The organism is Halomonas sp. KM007 (assembly GCF_050709225.1).
Lineage (GTDB): Bacteria > Pseudomonadota > Gammaproteobacteria > Pseudomonadales > Halomonadaceae > Vreelandella > Vreelandella hamiltonii.
The window spans coordinates 624,952-640,021 of the sequence record NZ_CP136131.1; the positions used below are offsets into that span (position 1 = coordinate 624,952).

Consider the following 15,070-nt stretch of genomic DNA (forward strand, 5'->3'; position numbering starts at 1 on the left):
CTTGCGAAAGCCAACTTGCACGGGGCGAATGATCAAAAAGTGCTCGCTGGCGGTGATAGGGAAAGTGTCGGCGCCGGCTTCACGGATTCAGGTCTTGAGTAAAGCCACATGCTCTTATTGGTTGATATCTCTTTGACATGAAGACTATAATTTTCAGAAAGCTCTGCAACTCTGTGATGACCAGCTCTTAAAATCGGCAAACTATCCTTTCTTTTAAAACAAAAATGTGTGTTATGTGTAATATAAGGCCTATTTTTTTTAAGAATTATTCTTTCCTGGCAAAGAAAATCATAACCAGTTGGAAAAACATATACACTATAGTAATCGTCTAACTCATTATAAAGCTCGGCAAAAGTGTCTTTATGCCATGCATCATCATCAATCTTTGACACAAGGCAGCTTCCATTCCTATCTATTGAGAGACCAACTAAACACTCAGAAATATCAAAATAATCGGCATAAAAATCAACCTTTACAATATATATAAAATTATAACCACCTACGCACCTCTCTAAAAACTGTAAACTTTCCTTATCTATATCAACATCAACAAAAACAACCCACACAAAATCTATATTTTTTTGAGCCACAACGCTTGGCAGAGTTACAGCCGAAAAAAGCTTAATCCTGTATTCCAACCATTTAGGATCAAATACTCCAATACCAAACCTAGTAAACACAAAGTGCTTTGCACACGGCAGATCTTTTATCTTACACTCCAAAAATGCATTCATAAACACCTCAAAACAAGCTATTTTGAAACTAATTACTAGAAGGCTACTTTATGCATCTTCAACCAATTCGCTTAGTTCCCTAAAAAACCTTTCTTTATCTAAAGCCGTATGGCCACTAGCATCCTCATGCACACTAATCAAATGGAGATCCACCATACACTCTCTGAAATTTGATTTTAAATAACCCAAGAAAGGAATTACATGTTCTTTGTAATGGTGCCTATCAGACTCTTTAGCCACAACAACTCCCCTAGGCGAGAAATCTTGTCCCCACAACTTTTCAATAGTTTTCGACACATTAAGTCTGTGGAGATATTCCGAGTCAACATCTTCTATAACATCCTTGCCGTATACCACCTTAGCCACAGTATCTCTATGTCTTTTCCATTGATATATCGCAAGGTCAATTTGAGGATTCTCCGCCAGAAATAGCGCATTAATATTAAACATATTATTCATTAGAACTACGCTTTGAATTGCTCCAAACCCACCTAGTGAAGACCCATGAAATATAATCTTATCGTAATCATGAACCAAGGACAGAAGATAAATATGGCTAACAATCCGCTCTAAAGCCCATACTTCTTGAGTGCCTTGCAACCAACCACCCAAAATACTTTCACTAAGGTGCAACGTAGGATCTGCGACACATATTGAATCAAAACCTTTAACCTCCTCCATCCATGACCAACGACTAAACTTGGGTATAACTTCACGATTACTCATCGCAGAGGGCATGAAAACCAACAGATTTCTCTCACCTTTCATATGAAAAAAATAATTAAAATCCAACCCAAACTCTTTAAAATTGATTTTTTTATTTACAAGAGACATCAAAACCACCCATTATTTTCTTTATCATCTCAGCAATTAAGGGGATATCAAAATCACTCGACAGATGTAAACCTGCAGCTACTTCAAATCGTTGATCATTAATTGCAGCTGCAGCAGACTTAACATTTAGACTCAGCCAATCAGAAGGATATATCTCATCCGCACCTTCCCAAGGGAGTACTATAGGTTTACATCCTGCAGCTGCACCCTCAGCAACAGCCAAATGGAAACTTTCATGATCACTAACGGATAGCACATAATCGATACCCGCATACCACTCCGGCATATCGTTACCCTGTGGGTCAAAATATACTGCCCCCTTCAAGTCAGGATCGCTCTCCAAACGTTGGTATTGTGATTCATACCATGCCATTTCTTCTGGTCGGTTTTTCATCCAGGGGTAATCTTCTGGGCGCTTACCTTTCACCCGTAATGTGTACCCTTTGTCGTCCTTGCGTAGCTCTTTCAGAATATCGAGAGCACGATCGAAGCGTTTACTCTGAGGCACAATACCGACAATGCCTAACACTTTGCCATTGGTTGGCTTACGCGGTACGGCTTGAAGTGCCTCGACATCGACACCGTTGTAGATCACAACGCCGTTCTTTTCTAGCACAGGGTTTCGAGTAATCGCCTGCCTAAGCATATGCGGGCCAACGAAGATGACTGTATCGAATGCGTTGAAAGGTACTTTATCGAAAAGCGGGCTTCTTAATTCTTGGGCATGCAAGCGGCCGATGAGTTTTTGGCCTTCTCGCTTATGCTTGCCATACCAAATGGCATTCCCCATCATCCACTCGCAGAAAACAGTATCCGCTTGGCGCACTAACCGCTTGCTAGCTGTTTCATTATGCTGATTGTGGCCATTCCAGAAGTCCAGCAGCAAGCGCATGCCAGCCTTTGTGAAATAAGGATAGAAGGGCTTAATGAATTTTAAGTCATGACCTGCAATAACGATTGTTTTCGTAGGTGCTACGTTCGGTGCTTGAGCAAATTGTTTCGGAGGTTTTCGTAATGCGAGTGTTTCTTGTTGGCGACTAGATGCAATGAGCTGCTCAATACTTTGTGACTCATCGGCACGAATAAGCTGAAAATCGCTTTCTACCGTATCACTCACGAACGCGACACCTGCCCACTCTCCTTGAGCTAGTGCATCCGCTCTATCTAGCACGCTTCGTGCATAAGGTGAGTAGACCGTTGTCCACGCTAAATCTTCAATATCCTCTGGTTCGGCATTTTCTAACGCATCTACATGGGTACATAGCCAATACTCATTAGCCTTTATTTCTACCTGATGTGCGTCTATGCATTCGACACCCACTGCCTGCAGCTGCGCTTTTGTATCTTCACTCCAGGTAGTTGCGGCGACTCTGGCTGGCAACACGGTTTGGTTCACGATACTTTGCGCAGCAACCTGAGTGATCGTTTCGCTATAGAGGCGAATTTCGTGTAACTCAGGAGCTAAAACACGCATTCCTGCTGTGCGTAACATTTGGGTAAGGCGTGTTTGAGTCGTGTGCGCCCGCATTACCGCTCTTGCGCCCTTCAAAGCTACACGCCAACGGTACGCGTCATGGTGCATCAGATTTTCAAGCGCCTGAGCAGCTTCGCTTTCCTGCCGTACCACATGCCCTGCTGCCTCCAGGTAGCGGTTCATGCCCAATGCAGGCCCTGAAATAATGGGCGCACCGCAAGCCGCTGCTTCGGTTACTCGTCTTGAGAACATCGTAGGAGAATCGAGCACCGAGTTAACATTGATTTGTACAGGGTGCGCCTTATACGCCTCAATCATCTCCTCGTAGCTTAGGCTGCCTGCCACATAGCTACCTAGCCCACCTGGGTATTTATAGGGTGACTCTGGGTCATCGTGCTGCCGGTCATAGATAGTCAGCCCTAAGGGGGCTGCTGCGCTCATGATCTTGTCCATATACTCTGTGCGCTCTGGGTAGCGCTTGCCATAGTACGTACCGCCGTAGGCAGCAGTGTGCTGCCAGGAGCGCTTAGAGGGCAGCAAGTTATGGATCTTCGGTGACGCGTAGAAAGGGCAACTGCTAACACTTTGTGTCAATGCCCCTGGGGTTGCTAAATAAGGGATGATTCTTCTTGAATCTGTGGTGAACACATGATCACAAAGCGCTGCCGTTTTACGGAAGCGATCAAAGTGAACAGGGTCTTCTTTATTCCAGAATAGCGAAGGAATGCCTTTTTCACGGCAGTACGCTAATAATGCACTGAGTGGAGCAAACTCTTCATCACTGTAATAGCCCACCTTGCGGTGCCAAGCCCAGTCGTTGCCCTTCCAAGCTGACTCTACGAACATTACATCGATAGGTTGATCGACTATTTCCTGACGCCAATTCTCAGGAGATAGTTTGACCACTTTCACTCCGCTGGCCAGTGTATCGGTTGTAAACTGGTCAGCAATCAAGCCTAGCGTAATTTGATCTAACGTTTTCGCTTGCTGTTGGACGCTAGCCGTTGGTGTTTGCCACAAACGCTGTAGAGCATGGTGATAGTTTTGCGTGACATATTGCCAAGTGCGCTCTTGCTCAATCCAGCGCCGCGCCGCACCGCCCAGTGTTTCACGTAATTTAGGCTGTTGAATAAGCGTGCTGAGGGTTTCGGTCAGGCTGTCCACACTGTCTTTTTTGAATAGCAGAGCACGTTCATTATTACCTGCCATGGTGAGATGTGGAGATACATCCGAAAGAACCACCGCTTTACCCATGGCCATGGCTTCTAGCGGCTTCAGAGCGGAGACCATTTCCGTGACTGCCGATGAAAGCCTGGGAACCGGCATAATATCCATACAAGATAGGTAACGCGGTACTTCTTCAAACGAAATTCGCCCAGTAAATCGACACTGCTCTTCAATACCTAGCGCCTTGGCTTTTGCCTTGACGGTGTCGATCACTTTACCGTCACCCACTAACACAAATACAAATTCTTTTTTTTGATGTTTAAGCTTAGCCATCGCCTCAAGTAGCAGCTCTAATCCTTCATAAGCCACAGCGCTGCCAGCATAACCAATCACTGGGACATTAGGGGGTAGCTTCAGCGCTTCAGCAATGGCGCTATCGGGTTTTGTGGGAGTAAAGGTATCAGCGTTGACCGCGTTAGGAATAACTACAACGTTTTCTTTGGAAACACCCCAACTAACAAGCTCAGTCGACAGCTCATCCGTCAGCGTGATGACCAAATCAGCTTCACGAGCCGCCTGCTGCTCTAGCTCTCGCATGAGGTAGAAGCGTTCTGAATTCGCCCATTCCGGCTGTGTAGACGCCTGGGTGACTTCCCACAAGCCACGTACTTCATAAACGAACGGTAAACCCAATCGGCGAGCTGCCATCAACGCTGGCAAAGCCGTTATATGGTTGGAGGCGGCAATAATGACTTCAGCACTGCTGGTTTGTGCTTCACGAACGTAGTGGTCTGCCGCTTCTGCTAAATAGTAATCCAGTGGCGTTTTACTTAAATCCCATCCAGCTACTGCGGCATACGTCACACCATCTACTTGTGCTTCGTGATAGCCCTTTGTTAAGCCTTTTGCGCCCGCATCCCAAGGGAAGCCTGGGCGCGTGGTGGCGCGGATTTTCCAACCAGCTTGTTGAAGCCCTACTGCGATTCCATGGGAACGTGTCGAATAGCCATTCGTAGCATGAGGCACCGATTGGTGCAAACAGTAGAGCGCGTGAAAACGCTGTGTCATTAAACCAGGGTTGGGCTGCTTAGGAGGAAGCGGCCAGCCACCTTTTAAACGCTCGAGCCCTTCGATAAAGCCTAAGAAATCACGTTGTGGTTTATCCAACTTACTACCGGTGTCACAAAGCAGTCGGATTGATTGGATGACACCGCTGATCTGGCCATGCTTGTAAAACTGCTGACTAGCCGCAGAGAAGCTACTGGCAGTTGCTGATGTTTTTTCCTGTGTTGCTTTGATGCTTTTTGAAGGGGTTTTATGCTGACTGATCACACCACCCTTAAAAATCGACACCATGTTTTTTACACTATGTACCAGTGTGATGCTTTCTAAATCACCAAGGTCAGTTTTAGTGCTTTTAGCAAGACTTTCTTTGATGCTTTTCGATAAACTTTCAGCACCTTCAAACACCACATATGACACATTGTCATGAGCAGGAACGACGGCTCTTAACGCAGGCAAATCACTCATTAACAGCTGTTTGCCCTGGGAAAGTGCTTCTACCGCTTTCATCGGAGGTACTAACTCGCAAACGCGAAGCGGTTTACGCGGGATGACGACTAAATCGATCAATGCATAATAGTTGGCGACTTCCTCGTGAGGCACTCGCCCCGTCTGAATGAGCCAAGGTTGCTTTACGTTTGCCTTGTTGGCTTTGTGCGCCTGAGTAATCGGCTGATGATCCCCCACTAAAAGCAGCTTGATTTTTTGCCCCTGCTGCACCAATGCCTCACAGGCTGCTATCAAGGTATCCAAGCCTTCATAAACACTGTGGCTACCAATGTAGCCCACTACCTTGTCACCTTCCTGAATTCCTAAGCGCTTCTTAAGCGCAGGGTCGGCGGGGGCAATATTCGGTAGCTCGCTAACGCCATTGGGTACTAGCTGAATGCTTTCTCGCTTGACGCCACGCTTCACCAGCTCTTCCTGCATAGGGGCATTTAACGTGAAAGTGGTTAACCCCTGCTTTGCCACAAAGGTATCGCGCTCTGCTTCAATTTGGCAGGTTTTGCTACTTTCAAAAGCGGGATCGTGTGCGGCGCGTGATAGCTCCCAGAAACCACGTACTTCATTATAAAACGGCAAACCTAGGCGCTTAGCCGCCACCCAGGCGGGTAAGCCTACTATCCAATTAGAGGCAGCTAGCACCACCTCTGGGCGGTAAACGCTGAAAAGCGTCATGAATTGCTGAACGCTCGCTTCTAAGTGCTCGCGCTCGTTGGTCGGCGCAACATCATTAGGCCAGCGGCTATGAATATAACGCACCCCCTGCAGGGTCACTTCAGGAGGAGTAGGTTGGCTATTTTGCTTTAACTCCCACGGTCTACCCGGCCGAACAAAACATAGAGTTTCAAAGCCATGTTGGTTAAGGGCTTTAGCCACACCTTGTGTGCGAATCGCATAGCCGTTGCTCGCATAACTTTGACCATGACTGACCACATAAGCCACACGCCCTTTAATAGGCATCGAAAGTGCGTGGCTGGTTTGATTCGCTAGATGTGTGGCGTGTTGAAGAAGCTCGTCCATGGGTTTCCGTGAGAGATAAATGGTGAATGGTGAGTGGTGAGTGGTGGTTTGGGCTGCGAAACGCCTTGCTGTTACCACTCACCTGGTTTAGCGACAGTTATGGGTGAATATTTAACCTAGCAGACCCACAGCGTCGATGACGGTTTCCTTACCGCTCACGGCCTTCTTATGAACAATAAACGGCTTGTGCTTCACTAACACACAGACCACATCGGCTTGTGCCATGGCTTCATCGAAGGTCGCCAGTGTTACGTTATCGCCTTCCAGGCCTTTAGGCAGTGTTTCAATATTGGGTTCGACCACTTGTAGTTTGCAGCCCAGTTTGCCAATTTCTTTGGCAATCCCCAGGGCGGGGCTTTCACGCAGATCATCAATATCCGGTTTAAAGGCAACCCCCAAGCAAGCCACGGTCAAATCGCTACGCTTGGCATCCGGGTGCTGCTGGTGGTAGTACTCCAGCGCTTCTTTCACACGGCCTAACACCCACTGCGGTTTGGCATCGTTCACTTCGCGCGCTGCGCGAATGATTTTGGCCTGTTCTGGGCAGGCATCTACGATGAACCAAGGGTCTACAGCAATACAGTGACCACCTACGCCCGCACCGGGGGTCAGGATATTCACTCGTGGGTGACGGTTTGCTAAAGCAATCAGTTCCCACACATTGATATCTAGCTCGTGGCAGATGGTGGAAAGCTCATTTGCGAAAGCAATATTGACATCGCGAAAGCTATTTTCGGTTAGCTTGGCCATCTCGGCAGTGCGAGCAGTGGTAGCAACACACTCACCTTCCACCACGATTTGATAGAGCGCGCAGGCAGCTTCAGCACATTTCGGGGTCATACCACCAATCACGCGGTCGTTCTCAACCAGCTCGCGAATCACATGGCCCGGTAAAACACGCTCGGGGCAGTGGGCAATACGAATATCGGATGCTTCGCCGTGGGTTTGTGGGAAGGTTAGATCTGGCCGTGCTTCTGCCAGCCACTCTGCCATCTGCTCGGTGGCACCTACGGGGCTGGTGGATTCTAGAACCACCAAGTTGCCCGGCTGTAACACTGCCGCTACGGATTTAGCTGCTGCTTCGATATAGCTTAAATCTGCTTTGTGATTCTGGCCGTTTTCATCCGTATGGAACGGTGTAGGTACGGCTACCAAAAAGGCATCAGCGGGTTCAGGGGTGGTGGTTGCACGCAGGTAACCCTGCTTCACCGCAGCGTTCACCACAATATCTAGCTCAGGCTCTACAATATGAATATCGCCCTTGTTAATGGTATCTACGGCGTGCTGGTTAACATCAACACCAATCACTTTCTTCTTCCGTGAAGCAAATACCGCTGCAGTCGGCAGACCAATGTAGCCCAGGCCAATCATAGAGATGGTTTCAAATTTCATGTGTTTATCCGTGAATAGTCGATGGTGAATGGTGAATGGTGAATGGTGAATGGTGAATTTGATAATTGCTACTGCTGTTTCCACTCACTTAACACGTTGCGAATACGTTCGCAGGCGGTGCCATCGCCGTAGGGGTTATGGGCATAACTCATGGCGTTGTAGGCTGCTTCATCTGTTAGCAGGTGGGTCAGCTCTTCAGTGATGGTAGCGGCATCGGTGCCCACCAACTTTACGGTACCAGCGGCAACCGCTTCTGGGCGCTCGGTGGTATCGCGCATTACCAGCACGGGCTTACCTAAAGATGGCGCCTCTTCTTGAATACCACCGGAATCCGTCAGAATGATGTGGGCGCGATTCATCAAGTAGACGAACGGCAGGTAGTCTTGAGGTTCGATAAGGTGGACGTTATCAATACCTGCCAATAACCGATTCACTGGCTCGCGTACATTCGGGTTTAAGTGAACCGGGTAGAGAATCTGCGTATCGGGGTGCGCTTTTGCGGTATCTGCCAGTGCTTGGCAAATACGTTCGAAACCGCCGCCAAAGCTTTCGCGGCGGTGGCCGGTAACCAGTATTAAGCGCTTGCCTGCCTGCAACATGGGAAAGCGTGCGGCCTGCTCTTGCGCCAATGCCTGGTTCGTATCCAGCTTGTGGGCAACATCCAACAGTGCGTCGATCACTGTATTGCCTGTTACGTGAATATCCGCTGGTGCGATGCCTTCGTTCAACAGGTTTTGTTGAGAGGTTTCGGTAGGTGCAAAGTGCAGTTTTGCCAATGCCCCAGTGAGTTTACGGTTCCCCTCTTCCGGCCAAGGCGAGTATAGGTTACCGGTACGCAGACCTGCTTCTACGTGACCAACAGGAATTTGCTGGTAGTAAGCCGCTAGGGTGGTGGCAAAGGTGGTCGCTGTGTCGCCATGCACCAGCACGATATCAGGCTTAAACTCTTCAAAAACACCCTTGAGACCTTGCAGAATCCCGCAGGTGACATCGTTGAGGTCTTGGCCCGGTTTCATGATATTCAGGTCAAAATCGGGTACTAGCTCGAATAGAGATAACACCTGATCCAACATTTCTCGGTGCTGTGCCGTTACGCATACTTTAGCGTCAAAACGCTCATCGGCGGCTAATTGGAGCGCCAGCGGTGCCATTTTAATCGCTTCGGGGCGGGTGCCAAATACGGTCAATACTTTCATTCTGTTACCTTAGCTGTTAATCAACGCTCTAATCGTTGGTACTCAAGTTCTTGGCAGCGCTGGTAGTAGTGCTCAAGAAGTTGCTGAGTTTCCTGGAGTTGGCGCTGTGCCTGATCCGCTTGACCTGTCATGCTTTCAGGCATCACGGCTAGCTGTTTTGAACCGCTGCCAGCGTATTTATCACACAGGTAGAGATTGGCTTTAAATAAGTGTGCGCCGTACTGTTTGGCAGCTTTTTGGTAAAGCACTTTGGCGGCGGCATAATTCCCTTGCCGAAATGCTTGCATGGCCTGCTTGACCACAAGAGGCTGTGCGCTCATAGGTTATCCTTTTCCTCATTTTCGGTCTTCACTTTGGAAGGTTGAAGCATTTGGGTAATATGTTTTCCTAATGCGTTTGTTGACTGTTGACGCTGCTCGCTTTGAATCGTAAACCCTAACGACATTTTCTGGGATAATTGATCGACTGATTCTCTTAGCAACTTTATTTGCTCCATTTGCTGCCGCGTTTGCGCCAGTTCATTTTTAGTTGCTTTTAATTCGTCTTCTGTAACAGCCAGTTGCTTTTCATACTCCAGCGCTTGCTTCTTATGGTTCATGAACCAATTATGAGTATTTTCAAGTTTCTCTTTCACCTGCTCAAACTCCGCTTTTGTTTGAGCAAGCTCTGCTTTAACGGCAGAGGATCCGCTGTTAAGGACCTTAACACACAGCCAGCGCTCAATACCCGGATGACGCTCACTTTCACGGCTGATGATGCGAAAACCTGCTTGCTTCAAAGCTGGCTGCCATGCAGCTGCAGTTATAGCTTGGGGTACTGATTTTTCAGTACTTACACGCAACCTAAGCACGTCTACTTTATCAAACTCAGCGACCTGATTAACTAACAAGCTTGCTTCACAAAAATAGTTAATAAAGAGCCACTGCCCTGGGCTTCGCCAGTGTGTACTTGCCCACTCAGTCAAGCTGACAGGTTCACATGGCTGGCTCTCTTTTTCTGCGATGTTCGGCCATAGAGGGGTAAGTGTTAAAGGTGCCAGCAAGCCGCTTTCTGTGGAGTTGCTGGCTAAATAAAACGTATCAGCTTTATCCACCCCGGCATCCATCACCACATTGTGCAGCTTCCATTGCGGCTGCGCAGCCTGCCATCTAACGCTTAACTGATGAAACGCCTGCTGGCTACCTTCGACCAAGCTAACCTTTTCAATGGACTGCTCTGCTGCCCAGGCAAGCACTTCATTGTGGCCACTGCCTGCCCCAAACAGCGTTATTTGTGACGGTGACTGTAAACCATGAAGCGCGCTTAGCCATTGCACAAGCGAAAGCGCATGGAAGCCAAGTGCAGGCTGTGAAGAGGAAGCTTGAGTGGAGTGAGTCAAAACCGTCATAAGATGCTCGCTATGGTGTTGGTGTTATTGGCAAGATACTGAATGATGATCAACTCTGGCGCTCTTTACGAAAAGCTTTGGCTTCTCGGCTTAATGCCGTTGGTAGCTTCACCCACCCTACAGGGGAACCTGCGTGGTTCATAATCACTTGCCCTAAGCGATAAGAGAGATGACGTTTCACCTGCTCCGCTTTGTGGGCATCCGCATACTGGGAAATGGGCGGTAGTTTTTCCCCTTTGCGAGCCTTCATGTCTTTTTGATATGCGGCATATTCGCGTTTCAGTGACAGGGGGAGGCAGATAAAGTCTTTTATGCTGTGGCTATTCACTACTACTGCCCCTAACCGGTAAGTTAGCTGGCGTTTAATGCGTTGGTCCGCGCCGTAATAAGACTCATCTATTGAGGCAGCTGCAGAGTTCACTCCCCTTTGGCTATGCAGTTTTTCTAGCTCTTCCTGCACTACGTGCAGTTGCTCCAGCAGCATACTGTTTTCTTGCTGTAGCTTAGTAGTATCAACAGCGGGGGCTGGAGGTGTTTTTTTCAGCGCATCATTTTCGCGTTTTAAAGCAGCACTCTTGGCACTTTCGCTCTCTAGCGCCTGCTGCAAGCTTGCGATCTTATTAGCGGACGTTTCATTTTCGCGTTTTAAAGCAGCACTTTTGGTGCTTTCTCTCTCCAGCGCTTGCTGCAAGCTTGCAATCTTATTGGTCGACGTTTCATTTTCGCGTTTTAAAGCAGCACTCTTGCTGCTTTCGCTCTCCAGCGCCTGTTGCAAACTTGTGATTGTACTTAATAGCGCAGTGCGCTTTTGCTTGAAATACTGCCAAGCATCCTCATATGTCAGTGTGCTATTACATTCCCTTGGATAGGTAGCGCTCGCTTGCAGCTCTTCAAACAAGGAAAGCGCAGAGTGCTGTTCGACCACTTTTTCGCTGAGAAAACGCGCTAACGGCTCTGCTTCTAACTGTGTGACATTTGCTTGTTCACAGCCATCGAATGATTCGAGCGCAGTCGCTAACCGGCTTGCCTTAGGCGCTACAATTGCACTTGCGGGATTAGCTGAAAACTCAGGTAGCGCTTTGAGTATGTCCTGGGGCTGACTAAGGAGCTGCTGGGTGTGGACCAGGAAACTGCGCTCAGGGTGGCGTAAGTAAAAGGCTAACAAGGCCCCATGATAGGCCGCCCAGTTGTTGAGCACCTTGATTGGGGAAATGTCCTCTTTGCGATCTAGTGCATTTTTCAGTGCTATGGCTGGGTGTTGGTATACCAGTAAGAAAGAGGTCTGCTCATCTACCTTATACCACATATCTAGTAACCGCAGAGTATCCGGTGAAGCCCAGCCCCATACGCCCTCTTGCTCAATGTTTCCTAGCAATAAGTCCAAGACTAGCCCTTGCCATACATTGCTAAGCTCCAACTGCCCCAACTCGCTCTCTTGTTGAGCATCTTCAACATTTACGGCACTGTGAGCTTTAAAAAGCGAGTCCTGAATTTTGTGAATACTCATGCCTTCCCTTCTGGAAGGAGCTGCCTCTGCCATACCATATTTTTTTAGCAGTGCTTCTACGTCCATGTAATCCGAAGATGGATGGCCGACAATGGCAATTCTATTCACTGACACATTCCTCTATACCTTGGTATTTATGCAATTTAGATAGCAACGATGAATTTATTTTTTATCCACATCATTGTGGTAAGACTCTATCGCTTCATTAATGTTATCAAACCAAAGCGCTTGCCCGTCCTTGATATAAACGCCTACTTGACATAGCTCTTTGAGAATCCCCTCAGAGTGAGAAACAATAATCAGCGACGATTGCCCAACTTTCGATTTAAATAGGTTTTGCGCTTTTGCTTTAAACGCTCGATCCCCTACCGCCGTAGCTTCATCTGAAATATAAACATCGAAATCAAACGCTAGTGAGAGGCCAAACGAGAGCCTTGAACGCATACCTGATGAATACGTACGTACTGGTTCATTGAACGCTTCACCGATCTCTGCAAAATCTTGCACAAACGCTATTACCCGTTTTACTTCTTCGGGGCCACAGCCTTGTGTTCGCGCTACAAATTTGACGTTTTGGCGGCCTGTCATATTGTTTTGCATGCCGCCTGCTAGCCCTACTGGCCAAGAGACCCGGCTGTGGCGTATTACCTCGCCACGCTCTGGTGTATCCATTCCTGCAATAAGGCGCAGCAATGTTGATTTACCGGCACCGTTGCGGCCAATCAGACCTACGCTCACCCCGGTAGGTATGGTGAGGTTGATGTCTTTGAGCACCCAGTCGCTACCGTGGTGGTTGTGGTAGCGCTTGTAGAGGTTCTTTATCTCGATCATTTGGTATTAGTGAATGGTAAGGGGTGAATAGTGAGTGGTAAGGGGTGAGTGGTGAATTGGGCGTTCATGGGGTGCATTGATTTCACCGATTCTTTAAATGTTTAATGAGTCCACCTAGCTGGGCTGATGCTTGGTTAATTGCTGCTAGAGTGGCTGATATATCTTGTAAATATTCGAGACGTTGAGCAATCAGCAATTGGGTCTCCAGTTCGCTTAAAGAACCTTGAGATATATACAAAAAGCGAATGAATTCTTGGGTGCTTCCTCTTGCCGCCCCTTCTGCAATATTGCTCGGCACTGAGACAGCACATCTACGCATTTGGCTGGTGAGGCCGTATTTTTCATCATCTGGGAAGGTTTTGGTGAGTGTGTATACATGTTCGACAAGGTCCATCGTCTGCTGCCAGACCCTCAACTCCTGATGCTTCCTCATTTCCCCTCCCTACCACACTTCACCACTCACTGTTCACTGTTCACTGTTCACTGTTCACTGTTCACTGTTCACCAAAAACTACTCACCACTCACTATTCACCACTCTCACCACGCTTCCTTTTCGGGCGTACATCGCTTCCAGCTCACGTTTGAGTGCGCTGCGGGCGGTTTGTTCGCCGTGCACCAGGTGGATGGTGTGGGGCCAGCGGCGCATGCGTTTGACGAAGTTGAGCAGGTCTTTCTGGTCGGCGTGGGCGGAGTAGCCGCTGATGGAGGTGACGCCTGCTTTGATATCGTATCGCTGGTTGTCGATCTCGACCCAGCCGCCACGCGGGCCGTATTGCTGTATGGCGCGGCCTGGGGTGCCTGCGCCCTGGTAGCCGACGAACAGTACCTGGTGGCGTTCATCGCCCAGCATGGCTTTGAGGTAGTTCATGATGCGCCCGCCTGCGCACATGCCACTGGCGGCGATCACCACCGCTGGGCGGCCTGTGCTGGCCAGGTAGCTGACCGTTCGCTCGTGGGCTTCGTGGCTGTCTACGGTGTAGAGATTGGCGAAGTTGAGCGGGTGACGGCCACTGCGCAGGCGGCGTTGGGCTTCGTCGTCCCAGTAGGGCTTCAGCTCGCGGTATACCTGGGTGAAGCGGGCAGCAAGCGGCGAATCGACGATGATCTCCAGCGTTTGCCATAGGCTTTTGGGCAGCCCGCGTTTGGCGTTGCGCTCGGCCTCATAAATGATGCCTTCCAGCTCGTAGAGTAGCTCTTGGGTTCGGCCAATGCTGAAGGCGGGCACCATGACCGTGCCGCCGCTAGTGAGCGCTTGCTCGATGGCCTGTTTCAGCGTGGCGCGGCGCTGGCGGCGGTCGGGATGTTGGCGGTCGCCGTAGGTACTTTCGAGTACTAATTGTTCACAGCCATAGGGCGATTGGGGCGCGGGCAGTAGCGGTGCGTAGGGAGCGCCTAGATCGCCGCTGAAGATGACCCGTTCCTTTTCGCCGTTGGGGTGCTGGTGGGCTACTTCCACGTAGCTGGAGCCCAGTATGTGCCCTGCCCGCTTGAGCTTCACGCGGGTGGTGATGCCGCCTTCTTCGGTTTTTTCAAACACGCTGTGCCATTTTCCATAGGGCACACTGATGAGCTGGGAAGCCAACTGCTGCTGGAAGCGCTCGATCAACTGGGTGTTACGGGTGAAACCGATTTTCAGGGCGTCTTCGATCACCAGCGGCAGCAGTTTGGCCGAGGGGATAGAGCAGATGATGGGCCCTTTGAAACCCGCCGCCAGCAGGTAGGGCAAGCGGCCTACGTGATCGATATGTACGTGGGTGATGACCAGCGCTTTGACGGTGCTGATATCGAATTCGATTTGTAGCTGATCGAAGGCGTTTTCTTTTGCGTCTTCGCCTTGGAATAGCCCGCAGTCGATCAGCAGTGAGTGTTCGCTATCGAGGGTGAGCTGGTGGCAGCTTCCAGTGACGCCTTTGGCTCCGCCGTGGTGGGTGATGTTGAGCATTGAATTCCTTTTCGTGCTT

At 49.1% G+C, this 15,070-nt stretch carries 11 protein-coding genes; all 11 read right to left on the minus strand.

The window, feature by feature from the left end:
• Positions 1 to 32 precede the first annotated feature (32 nt).
• The 11 genes from RVM27_RS02945 to RVM27_RS02995 all read right to left on the minus strand — a co-directional run bounded on the left by RVM27_RS02945 (position 33) and on the right by RVM27_RS02995 (position 15,051).
• Positions 33 to 734, minus strand: coding sequence for a glycosyltransferase (locus RVM27_RS02945; protein WP_498957311.1), 702 nt, complete (start codon positions 732 to 734; stop codon positions 33 to 35).
• A 48-nt stretch (positions 735 to 782) separates the two neighbouring features.
• A complete protein-coding gene (locus RVM27_RS02950; RefSeq protein ID WP_498957312.1) occupies positions 783 to 1,568 on the minus strand; it encodes a hypothetical protein in 786 nt (261 codons plus the stop codon).
• Entirely contained in the window at positions 1,552 to 6,795 is a 5,244-nt protein-coding gene (locus tag RVM27_RS02955; RefSeq protein WP_498957313.1) for a glycosyltransferase, read from the minus strand. The genes RVM27_RS02950 and RVM27_RS02955 overlap by 17 nt, the downstream gene beginning before the upstream one ends.
• A gap of 111 nt (positions 6,796 to 6,906) precedes the next feature.
• Positions 6,907 to 8,187, minus strand: coding sequence for a UDP-N-acetyl-D-mannosamine dehydrogenase (gene wecC / locus RVM27_RS02960; protein ID WP_074210392.1), 1,281 nt, complete (start codon positions 8,185 to 8,187; stop codon positions 6,907 to 6,909).
• Positions 8,188 to 8,255: 68 nt separating this feature from the next.
• A complete protein-coding gene (wecB, locus tag RVM27_RS02965; protein ID WP_498957314.1) occupies positions 8,256 to 9,383 on the minus strand; it encodes a UDP-N-acetyl glucosamine 2-epimerase in 1,128 nt (375 codons plus the stop codon).
• 20 nt (positions 9,384 to 9,403) lie between these two features.
• On the minus strand, positions 9,404 to 9,703 hold the full coding sequence (locus tag RVM27_RS02970) for a hypothetical protein (RefSeq protein ID WP_498940824.1): 300 nt from the start codon (positions 9,701 to 9,703) through the stop codon (positions 9,404 to 9,406).
• Positions 9,700 to 10,770, minus strand: coding sequence for a hypothetical protein (locus RVM27_RS02975; protein WP_498957315.1), 1,071 nt, complete (start codon positions 10,768 to 10,770; stop codon positions 9,700 to 9,702). The genes RVM27_RS02970 and RVM27_RS02975 overlap by 4 nt, the downstream gene beginning before the upstream one ends.
• Before the next feature lie 49 nt (positions 10,771 to 10,819).
• The gene (locus tag RVM27_RS02980; protein WP_474189142.1) at positions 10,820 to 12,385 is read right to left on the minus strand and encodes a DUF8374 domain-containing protein; all 1,566 of its coding nucleotides are present in this window, start codon (positions 12,383 to 12,385) and stop codon (positions 10,820 to 10,822) included.
• Positions 12,386 to 12,439: 54 nt separating this feature from the next.
• The gene (locus RVM27_RS02985) at positions 12,440 to 13,108 is read right to left on the minus strand and encodes an ABC transporter ATP-binding protein (protein ID WP_074210387.1); all 669 of its coding nucleotides are present in this window, start codon (positions 13,106 to 13,108) and stop codon (positions 12,440 to 12,442) included.
• 82 nt (positions 13,109 to 13,190) lie between these two features.
• On the minus strand, positions 13,191 to 13,541 hold the full coding sequence (locus RVM27_RS02990; protein ID WP_498957316.1) for a four helix bundle protein: 351 nt from the start codon (positions 13,539 to 13,541) through the stop codon (positions 13,191 to 13,193).
• An 82-nt stretch (positions 13,542 to 13,623) separates the two neighbouring features.
• Positions 13,624 to 15,051 carry an MBL fold metallo-hydrolase RNA specificity domain-containing protein gene (locus RVM27_RS02995; RefSeq protein ID WP_498957317.1) on the minus strand — a complete coding sequence of 476 codons (1,428 nt, stop codon included), beginning with the start codon at positions 15,049 to 15,051 and terminating at the stop codon, positions 13,624 to 13,626.
• Positions 15,052 to 15,070 lie beyond the last annotated feature (19 nt).

Bases quoted from the DNA above. Each gene is read 5' to 3' on its own strand.
- RVM27_RS02950 (WP_498957312.1), bottom strand. From the start codon at position 1,568: ATGTCTCTTGTAAATAAAAAAATCAATTTTAAAGAGTTTGGGTTGGAT.
- RVM27_RS02990 (WP_498957316.1), bottom strand. From the start codon at position 13,541: ATGAGGAAGCATCAGGAGTTGAGGGTCTGGCAGCAGACGATGGACCTT.
- RVM27_RS02945 (WP_498957311.1), bottom strand. From the start codon at position 734: ATGAATGCATTTTTGGAGTGTAAGATAAAAGATCTGCCGTGTGCAAAG.
- wecC (WP_074210392.1), bottom strand. From the start codon at position 8,187: ATGAAATTTGAAACCATCTCTATGATTGGCCTGGGCTACATTGGTCTG.
- RVM27_RS02975 (WP_498957315.1), bottom strand. From the start codon at position 10,770: ATGACGGTTTTGACTCACTCCACTCAAGCTTCCTCTTCACAGCCTGCA.
- RVM27_RS02955 (WP_498957313.1), bottom strand. From the start codon at position 6,795: ATGGACGAGCTTCTTCAACACGCCACACATCTAGCGAATCAAACCAGC.
- RVM27_RS02995 (WP_498957317.1), bottom strand. From the start codon at position 15,051: ATGCTCAACATCACCCACCACGGCGGAGCCAAAGGCGTCACTGGAAGC.
- RVM27_RS02985 (WP_074210387.1), bottom strand. From the start codon at position 13,108: ATGATCGAGATAAAGAACCTCTACAAGCGCTACCACAACCACCACGGT.
- RVM27_RS02970 (WP_498940824.1), bottom strand. From the start codon at position 9,703: ATGAGCGCACAGCCTCTTGTGGTCAAGCAGGCCATGCAAGCATTTCGG.
- wecB (WP_498957314.1), bottom strand. From the start codon at position 9,383: ATGAAAGTATTGACCGTATTTGGCACCCGCCCCGAAGCGATTAAAATG.